Origin of the sequence: Pseudomonas sp. MWU12-3103b (genome assembly GCF_023100615.1) — a bacterium.
GTDB lineage: Bacteria > Pseudomonadota > Gammaproteobacteria > Pseudomonadales > Pseudomonadaceae > Aquipseudomonas > Aquipseudomonas putida_A.
Genome location: NZ_JALMEY010000007.1, coordinates 258,549 through 275,364, shown reverse-complemented (window position 1 = coordinate 275,364; position 16,816 = coordinate 258,549). Strand labels below are relative to the sequence as shown.

The following is a 16,816-nucleotide window of genomic DNA, read 5'->3' as shown; positions in this document are numbered from 1 at the left end:
GGGTAAATCACTCTTCTGCCGAACCCTCAGCGCGCCAGTAGCCGACGGCTTTGACGAACTGCTCATTGAGTCCATGCTCATCCAGCAGCACCCGACGGATCTGCCGCGAGACCTTGGTCTCGGTCGCTACCCACGCATACAGATTGCCCTTGGGCACCTGCAGCTCTTTGACCGTGGTCAGCAGGTTGTCCTTGCCGCCTTCACGCAGGACCCAGATCACATTGACCTGCGCCTTACTTTCCAGCACTTGTTGCTCGGCACCGTTCTCCACTTCGATCACCACCAGCGCCTTGCGATTGGCCGCCAGACCTTCAAGGCGGCGGGCGATGGCGGGGAGGGCGGTTTCGTCGCCGATCAGCAGGTAGCTGTCGAAGATGTCCGGCACGATCATCGAACCGCGCGGCCCGCCGATGTGCAGAAACTGTCCCGGCTTGGCCTGTTCAGCCCAGGTCGAGGCAGGGCCGTCGCCGTGCAGGACGAAGTCGATGTCCAGCTCGAGTTTTTCCAGGTCGTAGCGGCGCGGGGTGTAGTCGCGCATCTCGGGCAGCGGGCCGTTGTCCTTGCCGGCGCCGAGCACCATGGTCTCCAGCGCAGCGGTTTGTTCGGCATTCTGCGGGAACAGCAATTTCACGTGATCGTCGGTGCCCAGGCTGATGAACCCGGCCAGCTCTGGCCCGCCGAGGGTGATGCGGCGCATGCGCGGGGTCAGGTCGACCACGCGCAGGACTTCGAGTTTGCGGCGTTTGATTTCGTGCATCACGCGGTGAATGGTTTGCGTATCGACTGCAGTCATTCGGCTTTCTCCGGGGCAGTTTGAACGGCGGGGCCGTCGACGATGGCTTTGGCGGTGTCGTTGAGCAGCGCGGCAACCCGCTGGATTTCTTCCGCGCTCCAGCGTCCATGGTGCAGTTGCAAGGCGTGACGCAGGTTGTGCACTGCCTCGTGGATTTCCGGCGGCCGGTCATGGCCGCGCAACGAGCGTTTGCTGACGTCGATGCGCATGCGCACGCCGTCCAGCGCTACCGCTTGTTCGATTAGGGACAAACGACCGGCGTCGGTCACGCTGTAGCGTTTTTTGCCGGCCTCGGCGTCGCCGCTGATCAGGTCGCTTTCTTCAAGGAAGGTCAGGGTCGGGTAGATCACGCCGGGGCTTGGGCTGTAGGCGCCGTCGAACATGCCTTCGATCTGGCGGATCAGGTCATAGCCGTGGCACGGCTGCTCGGCGATCAGCGCCAGCAGCAACAATTTCAGATCACCGGGGGCGAAGACCCGTGGGCCGCGTCCACCGCGTTCGCGGCCGGGGCGTTTTTCGAAGCCGTCACGGCCGTCGCCGTGTTCGCGGTGATGATGGGGGGAATGATGGTCTCTCATTTTCCTGCTCTCTCGTCGTGTTTAGATACAACTTAAGATATATCTTTAGGCGTTGACAAGGGTTCCTGACCAACGGCGCTCACCTGACCGATCGAATCTGCGGTCGAAAAAAACGGAAAATGATCAAGAAAACGCAGTATTAAATCCCCCGGCAAAGGCGCAGATTAGTGCAGATTCTCTAATATTCCGTTTCGCCCTTTGTTTCCGGGAAAGTGTGGTACATGTCTTACGGAAGTTGCTACCAAGTTGTGGCGCATGCAGTCATTCGGCTGGCGCGCTGTAGCCTGCTTCTTACAGTTGGACAGGAACTTTCCTGAATTTCGCGGTTTTTTCTTTCTCATCTAATAGCGTCCAGGCTACAAGGTCGCAGGACGTTGCCTGCTTACTTTGAAGATAAATTGGTTGAACATTCTTCGGCGTTGAAAGTTAACGGTGAGCACTGACTGCTCGTGACTGTTCAGTTCACCTTGACTGCTCGACGACTCAACTAATTTATATAAGACAGGTATTCAATGATGCTCAAGAAACTCGCCTTTGCCGCCCCTCTGACTGTCCTGGCCATGAGCGCCTCGATGGCGTTTGCCGCCACTGAAGCCAAGCACTCCATCAGTCTCGTGGCGCACGTGCCGGCTGACGACTTCTATGCGGTGCCGGTGGATGCCGATCTGGTCAACAAGGATCAGGACATGAGCTACAACCCGGCCACCAATTCGATGCGCGAAGTCAACGGGCACTTCGACGTGCTGCACACGGCCGGCAAGGTTCATGCACGTCTGGAAGGTGTGCCGAAGCTGATTGGCGGTAACAACACCATCGACCTGAAAGTCGAACTCAACGGCAAGACGCTGACCACCACTTCGCAGGAAGTGGTCGGTGATACCGAGTCCAATACGCGTTATCGCGCGCCCTTCAAGATCAGCGCTACCGGTGCCAAACCGGCCGCTGGCGATTACACCGGTGTGGTCATGCTGGTCGTCGAACCTTCGGTTTGAGTCATAACGGCAATACCTGACGTTACTTGTCCAGTAACGTAACCGGCCGGCAACTTTGAAGTTGCCCGGCCGGGCTTTTACTTCCGGTAATCAGAGTATTAATCCATGTATCCGATGACGCCCATCGCGGCTGCGCTTGCATTGCTTTTGAGCAGCAGCGTACTGGCGGCGCCGCCTCCAGTCGATAATACCCCGCGAAGTTTGCTGGCTCAGGCGAAAGGTCTTCCGGCGGACTTTGAAGAGCATTTCTTTGATGTGCCTTTGGCGGTTCGTGTCGAACTTGATCAACAACCGCTGGGTGAGGCGATGATTATATTGTCGCGCGATGATCGCATTACCTTGCTCGACTTCACCGACACCAGTGACAGCCGTATCAGTGCCGCCGAGCGCGAAACCTGGGCCAGTCTCCTCAAATCCGGCGTAGCCCTGGGCAACTGCAGCGGGCAATGCCCCGAGCAACTGCTGGCGGTGCATTACAACCTGGAAAACTCACTGCTCTCGATCGCCACCGAAAACGCCGAGCGCGATCTGCAGACGCAACGCTTCCACGAGCAGCCCGAGGGGGGCAGCAGCGGTCTGATGCTGCGTAATCAGCTGAACCTCAATGGCGGCCAGAACCAGGATCTGGGCGGACGTTTCGGTCTGGAAGCCAGTGCCAGTCTCGGCAACTGGAGCCAGGCCTTCAATATGCAACTGGCGCGCCTCGGCGGGCCGGACACCAAGACCTATCATGCGGTACACGAACTCTACACCCAGCGCGAACTGCAGGGCAGTTTTTTCCGCCTGGGCTATTTCACCCCCAATTCCGAAGGCCTGACCCGCCAGCCCCGGTCGTTCGGCACCAGCCCCGATACGGCGGTGGGTGTGATGTATGGCAGCTCCGACAGCCTGGCGATCGACAGCCCGCGACCCAGCGTCTACCCGATTTTCGTCACGGCCAATCGCCAGGCGTCGGTGGAGATCTATCGCGATGGCCTGCTGATCAATACGCAAGCCGTGCCGGCCGGGTTGCAGACGCTGGATACCCGGCCCTTGCCCGGCGGCATCTATGAAGTCGAAGTGCGCCTGATCGAGGATGGCCAGACCACCGCGACCACACAGGAGCTGGTCTACAAACCGGTGAACTGGCAAAACCTCGACCAGCGCTGGCGCTATAACGTGTTCGCCGGGCAGGAAAGCAAACTGCTGAGCAATTGGGAGGAACAGCAAAGCGGTGATCTCACCGCCGGCGCGGCGCTCAACTACCTGCTGCACCCGCGGGTGATCCTTGGCCTGTCGGCGCGTCAGGTACGCGATACCTTGCAGTACGGCACTTCGATCGACTGGAGCCTGGCCGACAGCATCAGCCTCTTCGCCAATCTCTATCAGACCGAAGACCACGGCACCGGCGCCGATGTGCAGGGCCTGTACAACTATGGCGCCGGCAGCCTGGTGGTCAGCCACAACCGCAGCTGGCTCGACACCCGCAACAGTTACGACACGCTGCCCGACGGCACCCGGGTGCGGCAGCGCAATGTGTTCACCGGCGAAACCAGCAACTCGTCGCTGGCGCTCAACCACCGTATCAGCCGCAAGGATTCGCTGAGTGCGCGGGTCTCGCACAGCACAGGCAACGTCGAAGGCGTCGGCATGGACCTGGGCTGGACGCAGCGCACCGAGCTGTTTGGCAGCGATGCCAACTGGCGGCTGTCGCTGTTCGACCGGCCGGGCAGCTACAGCAGTGGCGAGGCGCGTAATCGAGGGATCGACCTGAGCATCAACATGGCGCTGGGCGGGCCGGGCCAGCAGATTTCCGGCAGCATCGGCAGCCGCACCGCCCGCGATGGCGGGCGCGACAACAATGGCTCGATCGGCTATCGCAAGGATCTGCAGAATCACATTCTGCAAAGCGTTTCGGTCACGGCGCTGACCGACACCTACGGCGTCGGTCTTTCGAGCCTGGCCAACTTCCGTACCGACTGGGTCAATGGCGACGGCTTCGTGCAGCGCTCGTCCTACAACGGCAACTTCACCGGTGGCGTTAACCTCGACAGCAGCGTGATCGTCGGCGGTCAGCAACTGGTCATGACCAGCCAGCATCAGGGCCGTGGCGCCGGAATGATCGTCGATGTCGAGTCGGATATCGCCGACATCACCCTGCGCGCCGACGACCTCAGCGGCGGCAGTTCAGCGCTGCGGCCGGGGCGCAATTTCATCCCGCTCACGGCGTACCGCAACAGTTCGGTGGGCTTCGATTTCGAAGGCAATCACGTTCCGGCCGCCAACATCGAACCGTCTCGCGCCCGCTATCACCTGAACAAGGGCGGCGTGGAGTACCGCAAGGTGCGGGTGATGAAAACCGTCACCGTACTTGGGCGCCTGCTCGACCCCCAGGGCCAGCCGCTCAAAGGCCATCACGTGATCAATCACGCCAGTCGCGGGGTCAGCGAAGTCGACGGGTTTTTCTCGATGGAAATGCACGCCAGCTCACCGACCCTCGAAGTGCGCTACGCCGATCAACTGCTGTGCCAGTTCCGGCTCGACCCCGACCAACACCGTAGCGAAAACAACGTGCTGATGATCGGCGATTTGCGCTGCTCGCCGGACACGTTGGCCGACGTCACCCAAAAGGCTCACACCGCGGGTTGATCCGGCCTGCTTCAGGAGATTTGCAGACATGAACGTCTCACCCTTGGCTACATACCTGCGTCGCGGGCTGGCCGCTGTTGTGCTGGTCGCCGGCACGGTATCTGCGGCTCACGCCGAACAGGTGTCGATCACCGCCGAGTTCAAGCCGGACTCGTCTTATCCGCACCGCAACAAGTTCCAGAACACCACGCCCTCCAGTGGTTACTGCACCTACGACCCGGCGCAGTGCGAGCAGCATGAAATATTCAGCTTGCAGGTGCCGATTCAGTTCAACGCTCGTGCGCCGATTGCGGCGAATCATCCTTCGCCGCGGCAAGGGGCAACGTTTCAGGTACCCGTGCAGTGGCGTGAGCTGACGGTCTATCACGAGACCACCCACGAGCCGCAAATCGTCAAGGTGCGGATCGTCGGTATCGGCTCGCGCTATGTGACCGAGAACGTGAGGAAACTGGTGGAGGGCGCCGAAGACGATCGCATCGCCCACAACCTGTTGTGGGGCTCAAGTTGGGTCTATGCTCCGGCGCCCTGTCAGTACAGCGGTGTGGGTTGGTACTCCCCCAATTCATACTCGTTTTTCTGGAAAACGCCAGCGGCTGCTGCCTGTACCAAACAGGCGAAGTTCGAGGTGCCGTGGTTGCGTCTGGAACACCTCGATTTTGCCTATGAACTGGTCACCCCCGATCCGCTGGGCATGTCGTCGGGGGACTACAGCGGTTCGCTGACCTACAGTGTCGGGCCGAATGCGGATTTCGATTTTGGCGATGTGATGTTGCCGTCGAGTTCGTCTCTGACCTTGAATTTCAATCTGAATGTGCAGCACACCCTCAAGGTCGACATCCCGCCCGGTGGCGAAAAAGTCCGCCTGGTTCCCAACGGTGGCTGGCAGAGCTGGCTGCAGGCCGGACGGCGGCCGGTCGGGCTGTTCCGCGACCAGACCTTCAACATTTCGGCGTCATCGCGTTTCAAGATGCTGATCAATTGCGGTCCCGGAGTAGGTGCCGAGTGCGGATTGCAGGACAGTAATAATTACCGTCGAGTCGAGCTGTACGTCAGCGTCAGCATGCCCAACGGCATAACCGATCTTGCCGGCCAGCCGGTGCGGCGCATGCCATTGAAGCCCAGCGCCGGGAATGCCCTGTATTTCAAGCCCGGTTTTTATGTGGATCGAGCACCGGGAACCCTGCATTTCGAAGTTCGGCCGCATTCGATGGCAGAGATGCTGCAGCCCGGCGTGAGCGACAGCTATTCCGGCACTGTCATTGTGATCTGGGATTCGGATATCTGATGGGCCATTCAGCGATGAGTCGAATCGGCACTGTGTTCAACGACCAAGGAATCAAGGTGATGAAGCGTCTGGTGTTAGCAATGGTTTTGAGCGGGCTGCCCTTTGCCCTGCAGGCCGGCCCGCAGATCAATGTCGGGACGGTCTACGACTATCTCGACGGTGACAAGAGCACGTACCTGAAACGGGTATTCAACAGCGGCGACAGCACTGCATTCGTCAAGGTCAACATTCTCGAAATCCTCTATGACGCCGACGGCACCTCGCGGGAAATCGAGGTCAGGAGCCAGGCTGACATGAGCAGTCGAGACGGCCTGATGGCCAGCCCCGCGCGATTGATCGTGCCGGCCAACGGCATGCAGGGTACGCGTCTGTTGATGATGGGCGAGCGTGACCGGGAGCGCTATTTCCGCGTGCGGTTCATCCCCGTTGTCCCGGAAAAGGAAGACGAATTCGCCGTGTCCGCCGAGGAGCGTGAGCAATACAAAACCACCTTGTCGGCCGGGGTCAACGTCATGACCGGTTTCGGTACGGTGTTCTTTGTGCGCCCGAAAGACAGCCGTTTCGACAGCGTGATCGAAGACACCCGGACAACCTATCGAGTGCGCAATAACGGCAACACCGTGGTGCTGATCGACGAGTTCCGAAATTGTGCGCTGAAAGACGAAACCGCCTGCCAGCCAACCACCAAACACCACATCCGCGCAGGCAACAGTTTCGAGTTCGACAAGCAGTCCGGACGCGAATACCGCTTCAATCTGGTGGAGGGCGAGAGCAAGAAGCCCCTGCGCGTAGCCGGCCAATCATCAGGGGGGGCCTGAAATGATCAAGCCATCGTTGATGATCCTGTGCGCGGGCGTTCTGACCCTGTTCAGTGCAGAATCGTTTGCGGCACGCGAAGAGCACCGGTTCGAGGTGTCGGTGGATATTCCGACGCTGGGTTTTTATGTGATACCGGCCGAAACGGACTGGATTCATCGTGAACAGATTCTGCCGTGGAATATCAGCACCAAGAGCCTTGGCGGATTGCGCAAACACTTCGACCTCAGGCACGACACCAGTGCCATCGAGGCCCGCCTGGAGAACGTAGCGTTTCTGTCCAATGGTCGCGAGGAGCAGAACATTTATCTGCGCGTCAGCTTCGCCGATACCGTGCTGACTCACGAGACGCCGCGTCAGGTGGTTTCTGCAGAGCAGGCCAGGGCCGGCGGGCGTTACGCGCTGGAGATCCAGCCGATCACGCCCGCCGGCGGCTATAAGCCGGGGAATTACTATGGCAACGTGCACCTGATCTTCAATGCGGCGGCGCCCTGAGGTGGCCCGGCCTGCCCGATGTGCAACGGGCAGACCGACGCGCCGTCATCAAAGCCCGGCGCGGGTCAGGGCTTCACGGGTCAGGCGACGCGCGAGCTCTTTTTCGTCATCCGCCAGATCGACCAGCAGCCGCTCGAACAGCGCGTCGCTGATCGGTTCTTCATTGAACACCACGGTTGCCGGCGCCGGCAGATCGTTCATCAACGTCTTGAGCTGTTCGCGCAAGGCTGCGCGTTCCTCGGCCACGGTCGATTGCACCCACTGGCGCTGGATCTCGCGCAGCGATTCAAGGGCTTCGTAGCGGTGCTGGAACAGACGCTTGTTGCTTTCCAGGCGCACGGGATAGCGCTCGCTCAAATACTCTTTCCAGAAGTCGAGCTCAAGCATCTGGTTGACCAGGCCATCACCTTCACCCAGCGCCAGTACCGTGTCGCAGGCCTGATCGATCATCGCGTCAGTGACGCCGGACACCGCCCGGTACAGCATGCCCTCGGACTGCCAGGGCAAGCCGAGACGTTTGGCCAGGCCGGTCTGGTAGGCCAGATAAACTTCCACGTCGTCGGGATTGCCGCCACGGCTGGCGACATCGGCCCGGGCGATTTCGTTGACCTGTTCCAGGCGCGCCGCGCCTTTGGCCAGCGTCACCAGCTTCAGTTCCAGTTCCTTCGGCTCGACCGAATAGGCATGCGCCTCGTAGGCCAGTACGTTCACCCCCATGTGGTTGAACAGCTGCGTACCGGCATCGGCGCAGTCCACCGGCGCCACCACCATGGTGAACAGTTTTTCGCGCAAGCGACTGTCGACGTGCACGGCGTCGAGCATGCGCCAGACGCGTTGCATCAACTGCTCGCGCGCCGTTCCGCCAGCGCGGAAATCGGCAAACTCACGCACGCTGAGCAACGTCGCCATGAACGGTGCGGCCATGGGATCTTCCACCAGCTCTGTCCACGGTGTTTCGCGATCAATGCCCCAGCCCGGCACGTCGGACCAGTAATCGGCGCCATAGTTGGAGATGATCGAGGTGCCCGGGATGGCGACCGGCATGATCGGCTCCGGTGGCAGTGCCATCGAACGGCGACTGTCCTGGTAACGCAACTGGTTGAGATCAGACAGGGCCGCGACGTCCAGACGCGTGCGCGCCACCAGCCATTGCCCATCGGAACCGCTCGGCACGTCGGGGATTACCGTCAGCGGGTTGCCGCGCAGATCGAGCAGCAGACCGCGTGGCCGAGGCTTGGCCAGAATGCCGTCAGGCCAGGTGGTCAGGCCGGTGTTCTTCAGCGCCACCACCTTGAGGCGCGGCATGCGCGACAGATCAGGCGACAGCCCCAGCGGGTTGTCGTCCATTCTCAGCACTTCGAGGTAGGTCAGGCTGCCCAGCCGTTCGACGGCGGCGCGGTCCAGCACAATGTGGTTATTGTTCAGACGCAGACGTTCGAGGCGGGGCATCGTGCTCCCGATGCGTTCCGGCAAGCGCGTCAGCTCGCAGTATTTGGCACTCAGCTCGACCACGTTCGGAAAGTCTTTGAGCAGGCCGTTGGCGTCGGGGGAAAACCGCGCGTTGTCGAGATTGAGCAGCGTGACCTTGTCGAGAAACTTCTTCAGCGGCGGACGTTTCGCCCACCAGGTTTCCAGATCCGTGGAGAGCAGTTCCAGCGACAGGTCCAGCGCATAGGCCGACGAATCGGTGCGGTTGCCCAGGTGCGCGTTTTTGCGTTCGAAGCAGTTCAGCAGACTTTCGTAGATATGCAGCCCGCCACCGTCACGGAACCCCTGACTGCCCGGCCCCCAGCTCTCCGGTTGCTGATAGCGCCAGCGATGGACGATGACCCGCAGTTCATCGAGTTCATCTTCATGTGCCTCGATGGCCTTGAGCGGCTCGCCGCGTTCGGTCAGGGCATTGGCAAACGCTTCGACCTCGCTCGGGCTGAAATGCGGATGCAGATCCTGGATGCGTTGCTCCAGCGTGGCGGCATTGCGGCTCAGGCCCGGCCCGCGTACCAGAAACAGGGTGTTGTATTCAGCGATCGGGCGGATCGGCGGACTGGCGAGTAGCGTGCGCCGCTCGCTGGGGGCCTGGGTTCTGGCGATGATCCACTGTTTGAACGGTTCGATGTCGTCGGTTCGATACCCCAGGGCACTGCGGCCTTCGTGATTGATCGCCTGCAGGATTGCCTCGTACAGGCCACTGGCGGGGTGGATCGGCAGGTCCGCGCCATCGCGCACTTGATAGCGATCGGCAGCGACCCGCACCAGCACCCGGACGCGCTCGGCGACCGCAGCACCGGCTTCGCAGCGCAACTCGCCATCGAACGTGCCTTCACGGATTTCAATCCGCAGCGCCCCGAAAGTATCGCTGTAATGCCGCAGCGCGCCGAGGATCAGCCGTTCGCTGTCGATATTGCTCAGGGCTTCCTGCTGCAAACCCTGGGCGGCGCGCACGGACTGCAATTCAAACTGCACCTCGCGGGCGGTCGTGCGCAAACGCAAGGGCAGACGGCGTTGCGTCGTGGCTTGCTGCTGTTCCAGCGGCCGGGCATGGGACACCACCCGTTCGGCGAGAACCGGCGTCAACTGTGGACAATCCACCAGCACCTGGCTGGCCGCCGGCGACAGTGGCGCGTCGGGCTGCACCGGCCGCGCCGGGCCAAGTCGATCCAGCGTATCGCTGAGCAATGGCGGCGGCGGGGTGTTGTCCACATGCATGCGGCGCAGCATGTCCTCGTCGGTGCCGGTCAGCAGGCGCATGTGCTCCAGTTGCGCGTCGCTGAAACCATCGGTGCGATGGCCGATGCGTCGCATCAGTTTTGGTCCGTCCCACAGACGCGGGTTTTCCGTTTCACAGACCCAGGCCCCGTCGGCGTTGTGTGCAAGCGTCGGTGCGTAGGCCCGGGGACGTCGCGGATGGCGCAGGCGGTGTTTCCCGGAAGCCGGATCCTTGGTCACCTCGAACAGGTGTTGATCCAGGCGCAGCAGGTGTTTGTCCCCCAGCGTATGAACGCCGTGCGCATCGGGGCGGGCCGGGCTCGGCAGGGTCTGTTCCGGCAGGCGATAGGGCGCCAGATCCGGATTCCACAGGCGGGTCTGGCCATCGGCCAACTGCACCGGTTTCAGGCCTTCGACAAACGACGACAGCTTGACCCGTGCGACACGTCCCAGGCTGGCGCCAGCGGCGAAGGCGCCGAGCTGGACGATGCTTTGCAGCACGCCAATGGCTTGCTCACCCGCTTCGGCCAAATGCCCTTCGGCCATGTCGACGATGCCTTCAAAGACGCCGTCGAGCAGTTGATACGTGGTGTAGGCCAGCATCAATTCGCCGAGCCCCGGCACCAGCGGGGTCACCACCAGCAGCGCCACGTTGAAGATATCCGAGAGGATTTTCCCCAGATTGTCCCACCAGGCCCAGCGGGCCATGCGGTCGGCGTACTCGGTGGAAATGGCGATCTCCCGGGCGTCATTGAAAATCTTGTTGAGCTTCTGCTGGTGGAAGTAAGCCCAGAGACTGCCGGTGTAACGGGTATCGCGGTCGTCCTGGATTTTTGTCAGGCGAAAGCGCAGGTCGGGGTGATCCACAGGCGTTTCGCGCCAACTGGGCAGGTGGGTTCCCGGCGGTACGGCGTGCCATTTCACGATGCTCAGGCGGGCGTTCAACCCTGCAAAAAAATGCCCGCGTTGCTGATGGTTGACGAACTGGCTGAAAAACCGCTGATAGCTGCCGGCAGCGTCGCGGTCGCGCAGTTGCCGCGTCAGTTCCGCCATGAAGTCCAGCGCCGAGGGGTATTGTTTGAGCGGGTGTTCCGGGTCGTGGGGCACATAGGCAATCACCGGGACCGGGGCGTTGGCGGTGTCCACGTCGGGGGCGATGAGGGTGATACCGGTCAGCGCCGTATCCATCATGGCGAGGTTGTAGTAGTTGATGGCACGCCCGCGCCAGCGCAGGTTGCGCCGGTCATCGAGCATGCCCTGAATGACCTCGTAGGCGTCGCGGTCAATGTCCTTTTTTGCCAGAGCCAACTGGGCACAGACGCTCAATGTACTTTTCTGACTGAAGATGACCCGGTACTGCAAAACCTGGCGGGCCACACGGTTGCCCGAGCGCAGAAAATCGTTGAGATGCTGCTCGTATCGGGCGCCGATATTCAGCTCGCGGCACAGTGACTTGAACTGCTCGATACTGAGATTGTGCTTGAGCGGCCTGACCGTGAAGTGGCCGTTGGCATCGGGGCGGGTGATGAACTCCGAGTCCGAACTGAACGCTTCATCACGGGAGAAATTATGCAATGCAGCGTCGAGCAGCGAGACGGTCCGGCTGGTGGTTGCACCGGCAAAGTCATGGGCCCACCACGCGCTGTTGACGGGGGCGTACAGGCGCAGCCAGGTGTTCTCGACGTCGTCCTCGACGCCGAAGCGCTGTCGCAACGCCTGCTGTAATAACGGTTTGGCGAAGGCGTAGACGTCTTGCAGGCTGCTCAAGGCCTTGTCCACGTCGTTTTGTGCTTTCCAGGCATTTTGCATCTGCTGTTGCAGACGCCGATGTTCGGCGTCCGATACCTCTTGATACCAGGCCGGCAGTTTCAGTCGGTGCAGCTGCAATTCATTGACCCGCTTTGCTGAGCTTGCGCGCAGCCAGGCCGGGATGGCTTTTTCGATCGTCTGATAATGAACACTGACATCCGGTGAGACGAGGTGCGCCGTGCGTGGCGGTTGCCCCTGCGGGGAAAGGGTGGGCATTGCTGGATCGTCCTTGATCAAAAATGGAACGATCAGCCTAGGCAAGGACCGAGGGTGAAAAAAGCGCAAATACCCGGTTGAAAGCGCCGGGGTTGCGTACGGAGCCTTCGAAAAACACGGAGTGAAAAATACACAGTTACCACCACGCCACGCTGCTTTCGTGGCTTAGCGGGCGGCGGTGACCTCCGGCGCCTGGCACATCGTGTGCGTGCCCGGTTGCAGGTATGGCGAAAGGATCGGCGCCATGCCCTTGAGCACTTGCACCGGCAGTGCCGAGGTGAACTTGAAGTTCTCCGCCGAGCGTCCGGGGACGAACGCGGTGAGCGTGCCGAAGTGGTTGTTGCCGATGTAGAACACGAAGGTCGCGGTACGGTTGATCGACTTCGAACTAAGGATGCGCCCGCCGGAGCCGATGGCTTCGATGCGGTTGTCGCCGGTGCCGGTCTTGCCGCCCATCACCAGCGGGGTGCCGTCGGCGGTTTTGAAACTGCCGGACACCCGTTTCGCCGTACCCGAGTCCACCACTTGTGAAAGCGCCTCGCGCATTGCCGTGGCGACCTCCGATGGCATCACCCGTTTGCCCACATGCGGGTCGTTGGTCAGACGCGTTTCATACGGGGTGTCTGCAGCAAAGTGCAGGCTGTCGATGCGCAGGGTCGGCATGCGCACGCCGTCGTTGAGGATGGTGCCGATCAGTTCGGCCAGCGCGGCAGGACGATCGCCGGAGCTGCCGATGGCGGTGGCCAGCGACGGCACCAGATGGTCGAACGGATAGCCGACTTTCTGCCAGCGCTGGTGAATCTCCAGGAACGCTTCGATCTCGAGCATGGTGCGGATGCGGCTGTCACGGGCACCCTTGTGCTTGCTCTTGAACAGCCAGCTATAGACTTCCTGACGCTCGAACTGGCTGGCCTTGACCACCTGGCTGAAGGTGGCGTCCGGGTTGTGCAGCAGATAGCCCATCAACCACAGGTCCAGCGGATGGACCTTGGCAATGAAGCCTTGATCCGGCAGATCGTAGGTGCCCGGGCCGTAGGCGTCGTACAACCGGATCAGGCGATCGTCGGTGAGTTTCTCGGTGAGCTTGGCGCCTTTGAGGTGCGCGCGCACGAAGCTGTTGAAGTCTTCCTGACTGGCATTGGGCAGCAGATAACGATGCACCGCGGCCATGCGGATCGGGGTCGGGCGCATGCTGTCGAGGAAGGTGTCGAGGCGCGCCTGGGTGTCCTTGTTCTTGTACTTCTTCCAGAACTTGAGCAGGAACGAGGTGCCTTCGCGGTCAGCGAAATTGGCCAGGTATTCCTGACGTCGCGGATCGCGGTCGTCTTTGAGCAGTTCGGCGCTGCTGTTGGGGCCGGAGTAGGTGACGTAGCGCACCACGTCGCGCATCAGGCGAATGAATGGCAGGTTGATCGACTCGCGCAGCGCATCGCGCAGGGTCGGCAGGCGGCCGTTATCTTCCTTGCGAAAGTTGTGGAACACATGCAGGCCGCCACCGGTGAAAAACGCCTCGCCGGGGCTGGCCGAATATTTGCGGTCGAGCGCGGCGCCGAGCATTTTCGACAGATCGTGATCCTTGTTCTGGATCAGGTAGTCGATCACCCATTGGCTGAGGCGGTCCTGATCCGGCACTTCGACCTTCTTCAGTTCCGGCACGCTCATGGCGCCGTACTTGTCGTGCAGTTCGGAGATGATCTGCAGGTAAGTGGTGAGCACGCGCATCTTCGCCGTCGAGCCGAGCTCCAGCTTGCTGCCTTCGTTGATGTCGAACGGCTGGTCGGTGCTGTCGGTCTGCACGCGCACCCGCGAGCCGTCCGGGGTCAGTTCGAACAGGGTGAAGCTGTAGCGCACCTGGGTGGTGCTGGTGGGGGTGAGCAGGCGTTCGCCAATCAGGCCGATCTGCCCGGCAAACGTGGGGTCGGCGAGTTTTTTCAGGTAATCGGTGGCCTGGGTCTGCAACTCGCCCTGCAAGGTGCTGGTGGCTGAGAGGTCGAGGCGATCAAGGTCGTACAGCGGACGGTTGAGCATACTCGCCAGACGGCTGCGGGCGACGCTGATGCCCTTGTTGGTTTCGATCGGCTGAAGGGTCGGCTGGGTCTGCCAGTCGCGGTAAGTGACCTTGCTCGCCAGTGCGGCATCGGCCAGCGCGCTGTCGATCACGCCGCCCTGTTTGAGCAGGCGCAAGTGGCTGTCGGTGAGGTCGGCGAGTTCTTCGCGGCCCTTGGTCAGGTAATGCGAAGGGCGGCGCTGGGCGATCATCAGCGAGAGCATTTCGCGCAGGGCCAGGCCTTTGTCGGCCATGGTTTTCGGATCGGTGGCCGGGCTGTTCAGCTGTGCATTGGCCTGGTTGAAATCGCTGCCGTACCAGACTCGCAAACCTTCAGCCATGCCGTGTACTTCACCGTGCCCCGGTACAGCGGAAAGCGGCACGCTGTTGAGGTAGTCGCGGATGATGTTCTGCCGCGCGCCGAGGGTTTCCGGGCCGGGCTGATAGGCACGCACGCTGGCGGAAATCATCTGACGGATCTTCTCGGCGCCAGACACCGTCAGGCCATCGGGCGAGTGCCGGTACTTCTCCAGTTGCGTCGCCAGGGTGCTGCCCCCCGCCGATTGCCCCGGCAGGTGCAGCAGTTTCGCCACCTGCGACCACGCGGCCATGCCGAAGCGCGGCCAGTCCACCGCCGGGTTGGCCAGCGGTTGCTTGGGGTCGAGCAGAAAGCGGTTTTCGATGAACAGCAGACTGCTGACCACCACCGGCGGAATCGCCGCAAAACTCGAATACAGCTGCTGCGGGTACTTGTACTGATACAACGGCGCAGCGCGGCAATCGGTGATCGACAGCCCGGCCTGGATCTTTTCCGAATAGGGCACGAACAGGCCCTTGTCGGTGTAGCTCAGCAGCGCGGGTGAAAATCGTGTCTGCTCGGTGATCACGTAATTGCGCTTGAGCAGGCGTGGCAGGAATTCATCGAGAGAGCTGTAGCCCAGACGCAGATCGAACGGCCCGTTGCCCGGATAGCGGATCGCTTCGCTGGGGCCGGGCTCCAACTGATATTTGAGCGAGGCGGCGTACTGGCTCAGCTCCCGGGACTGGAAACGCGAGGTACGCATCTCCTTGCTCGCGGCCAGACCCACCACGATGGCGATAATCAGCAGCAATAACCAGAACGCCTTCCAGCCATGCCGGCTGCGGCGTTTTTGGGGGGGAACAGGCGCTTCATCCACACGTTCAGTCGGAACCACGGCTTTACTCGAATCGGTTTGCCACAAAGCGCCCATAGTCGATTGATCCATTCACGCAGATTGATCGGACTTGACTGAAGCTTAGACGGTGGTTGGTGATGGGGAAAAAAAAGTGCGGTGAAGCCATCTGAACAAAACTGGAGTCGCTGGCTATTTTGAGTGGAGGTTAACTGTGGTGAGGGGATTTATCCCCGATGGGGCGCGAAGCGGCCCCTGAACAAGGGGCTACGCATTTTAATAGCTGGGCCTGCTGCGCAGTCCATCGGGGATAAATCCCCTCGCCACAGATAAGTCCCCTCACCACATTCAAATCTCCTGACCACAGATGAATTGACATGATTGAGTTTAGGTAATGGACCTAGAGCCAGCAGGCGTCCCAAAGCGGGTAGTCGCCAATCCGCTCTACCAATCCCGCCCGTAGCGGATTGGCGATGATGTACCGGGCGAATGGTTTCAAGTCCTCACCATCACGGATAGCGCGGTCGTGGAAACCGGTTTGCCACAATCGACCGCGCCGACCGGTTTTCCTGTTAACGGCTTGGGTGCAGCGCGCCTTTACCGCGCCAATGACTGTGCCAAGGTTGTCGCTTTTCAACTGCATCAACCAATGAAAGTGATCAGGCATGACCACCCAGGCGATGGACTCCACTAAGCCTTGTTCATGGGCGTGGCGGAACTCTGTAACCAATAATCGGCCTGTGCGCCAGTCGGAAAATACGGGGTGGCGGTCATACACCACTGAAGTGACGAAATAGGCTCGGTCTGTTTCGGAATGTCGGCCTAAACGAAGACGGTAAGTATTTGGTTTGACTGGCATGTTCGCTCCCTGCGTTCAGTAATCAGGTCTGAAGGCTAGTGGCGAATTACTTGAGCCGGGTCTGTAAATGCCGTAGGAATTTTCGTTTTTCAGGCGGGGCGGGGAATATTGACGTCACGTGTGGCGAGGGGATTTACCCCCGATGGGGCGCGAAGCGGCCCTGACCAAGGGTGATCACATTTTAAGAGCTTGGGCCTGCTGCGCAGTCCATCGGGGATAAATCCCCTCACCACAGAAAGCTTTCAACGCAATAGGCCATATGAACTGAGGAGTACCGGTTTAGAGCTCTTTAATCTTCAAGACCACCAAAGCAGGGCCATGACGGTGCACCATCATCGTGCAATACTCGCCGGGATTTTTTGTGGTGAATATTCCTACGCATATCAGGTAATATCTCTCCGCAAAGCGGCTTTTTGCCGAGACTTCTAGCTGAATGTT

Annotated in this window: 10 protein-coding genes; 5 read left to right on the top strand and 5 right to left on the bottom strand. The window is 60.7% G+C overall.

Annotation, left to right across the window (positions count from 1 at the left end; all coding sequences use genetic code 11):
- Positions 1 to 7: 7 nt before the first annotated feature.
- Complete coding sequence (locus M0808_RS13925) at positions 8 to 793, bottom strand: siderophore-interacting protein (protein ID WP_247841499.1); 786 nt, start codon at positions 791 to 793, stop codon at positions 8 to 10.
- A complete protein-coding gene (locus M0808_RS13920) occupies positions 790 to 1,371 on the bottom strand; it encodes a PadR family transcriptional regulator (RefSeq protein ID WP_139054248.1) in 582 nt (193 codons plus the stop codon). Before M0808_RS13920 ends, M0808_RS13925 begins: the two co-directional genes overlap by 4 nt.
- A gap of 515 nt (positions 1,372 to 1,886) precedes the next feature.
- Here M0808_RS13920 and M0808_RS13915 point away from each other — a divergent pair.
- From M0808_RS13915 to M0808_RS13895, 5 genes are all read left to right on the top strand, one after another.
- Positions 1,887 to 2,363, top strand: coding sequence for a CS1 type fimbrial major subunit (locus tag M0808_RS13915; RefSeq protein ID WP_177416203.1), 477 nt, complete (start codon positions 1,887 to 1,889; stop codon positions 2,361 to 2,363).
- Between the two features lie 105 nt (positions 2,364 to 2,468).
- On the top strand, positions 2,469 to 4,991 hold the full coding sequence (locus tag M0808_RS13910) for a CS1-pili formation C-terminal domain-containing protein (RefSeq protein WP_247841497.1): 2,523 nt from the start codon (positions 2,469 to 2,471) through the stop codon (positions 4,989 to 4,991).
- A 28-nt stretch (positions 4,992 to 5,019) separates the two neighbouring features.
- On the top strand, positions 5,020 to 6,276 hold the full coding sequence (locus M0808_RS13905; protein ID WP_247841495.1) for a hypothetical protein: 1,257 nt from the start codon (positions 5,020 to 5,022) through the stop codon (positions 6,274 to 6,276).
- A 59-nt stretch (positions 6,277 to 6,335) separates the two neighbouring features.
- Positions 6,336 to 7,094 (top strand): molecular chaperone, encoded by a 759-nt coding sequence (locus M0808_RS13900; RefSeq protein WP_247841493.1) that lies wholly within the window; start codon positions 6,336 to 6,338, stop codon positions 7,092 to 7,094.
- 1 nt (position 7,095) lies between these two features.
- A complete protein-coding gene (locus tag M0808_RS13895; RefSeq protein ID WP_247841492.1) occupies positions 7,096 to 7,587 on the top strand; it encodes a CS1 type fimbrial major subunit in 492 nt (163 codons plus the stop codon).
- A 48-nt stretch (positions 7,588 to 7,635) separates the two neighbouring features.
- Here M0808_RS13895 and M0808_RS13890 read toward each other — a convergent pair whose 3' ends face one another.
- The 3 genes from M0808_RS13890 to M0808_RS13880 all read right to left on the bottom strand — a co-directional run bounded on the left by M0808_RS13890 (position 7,636) and on the right by M0808_RS13880 (position 16,378).
- Positions 7,636 to 12,318 carry a DUF6543 domain-containing protein gene (locus M0808_RS13890; protein ID WP_247841490.1) on the bottom strand — a complete coding sequence of 1,561 codons (4,683 nt, stop codon included), beginning with the start codon at positions 12,316 to 12,318 and terminating at the stop codon, positions 7,636 to 7,638.
- Positions 12,319 to 12,483: 165 nt separating this feature from the next.
- Positions 12,484 to 15,597 (bottom strand): transglycosylase domain-containing protein, encoded by a 3,114-nt coding sequence (locus M0808_RS13885; RefSeq protein ID WP_247841488.1) that lies wholly within the window; start codon positions 15,595 to 15,597, stop codon positions 12,484 to 12,486.
- A gap of 322 nt (positions 15,598 to 15,919) precedes the next feature.
- Positions 15,920 to 16,378: a transposase gene (locus M0808_RS13880; RefSeq protein WP_247841486.1), complete on the bottom strand. Its 459-nt coding sequence runs from the start codon at positions 16,376 to 16,378 to the stop codon at positions 15,920 to 15,922.
- Positions 16,379 to 16,816 lie beyond the last annotated feature (438 nt).

Coding starts and splice junctions, on each gene's coding strand:
- M0808_RS13925 (WP_247841499.1), bottom strand. CDS start 793: ATGACTGCAGTCGATACGCAAACCATTCACCGCGTGATGCACGAAATC.
- M0808_RS13920 (WP_139054248.1), bottom strand. CDS start 1,371: ATGAGAGACCATCATTCCCCCCATCATCACCGCGAACACGGCGACGGC.
- M0808_RS13915 (WP_177416203.1), top strand. CDS start 1,887: ATGCTCAAGAAACTCGCCTTTGCCGCCCCTCTGACTGTCCTGGCCATG.
- M0808_RS13910 (WP_247841497.1), top strand. CDS start 2,469: ATGTATCCGATGACGCCCATCGCGGCTGCGCTTGCATTGCTTTTGAGC.
- M0808_RS13905 (WP_247841495.1), top strand. CDS start 5,020: ATGAACGTCTCACCCTTGGCTACATACCTGCGTCGCGGGCTGGCCGCT.
- M0808_RS13900 (WP_247841493.1), top strand. CDS start 6,336: ATGAAGCGTCTGGTGTTAGCAATGGTTTTGAGCGGGCTGCCCTTTGCC.
- M0808_RS13895 (WP_247841492.1), top strand. CDS start 7,096: ATGATCAAGCCATCGTTGATGATCCTGTGCGCGGGCGTTCTGACCCTG.
- M0808_RS13890 (WP_247841490.1), bottom strand. CDS start 12,318: ATGCCCACCCTTTCCCCGCAGGGGCAACCGCCACGCACGGCGCACCTC.
- M0808_RS13885 (WP_247841488.1), bottom strand. CDS start 15,597: ATGGGCGCTTTGTGGCAAACCGATTCGAGTAAAGCCGTGGTTCCGACT.
- M0808_RS13880 (WP_247841486.1), bottom strand. CDS start 16,378: ATGCCAGTCAAACCAAATACTTACCGTCTTCGTTTAGGCCGACATTCC.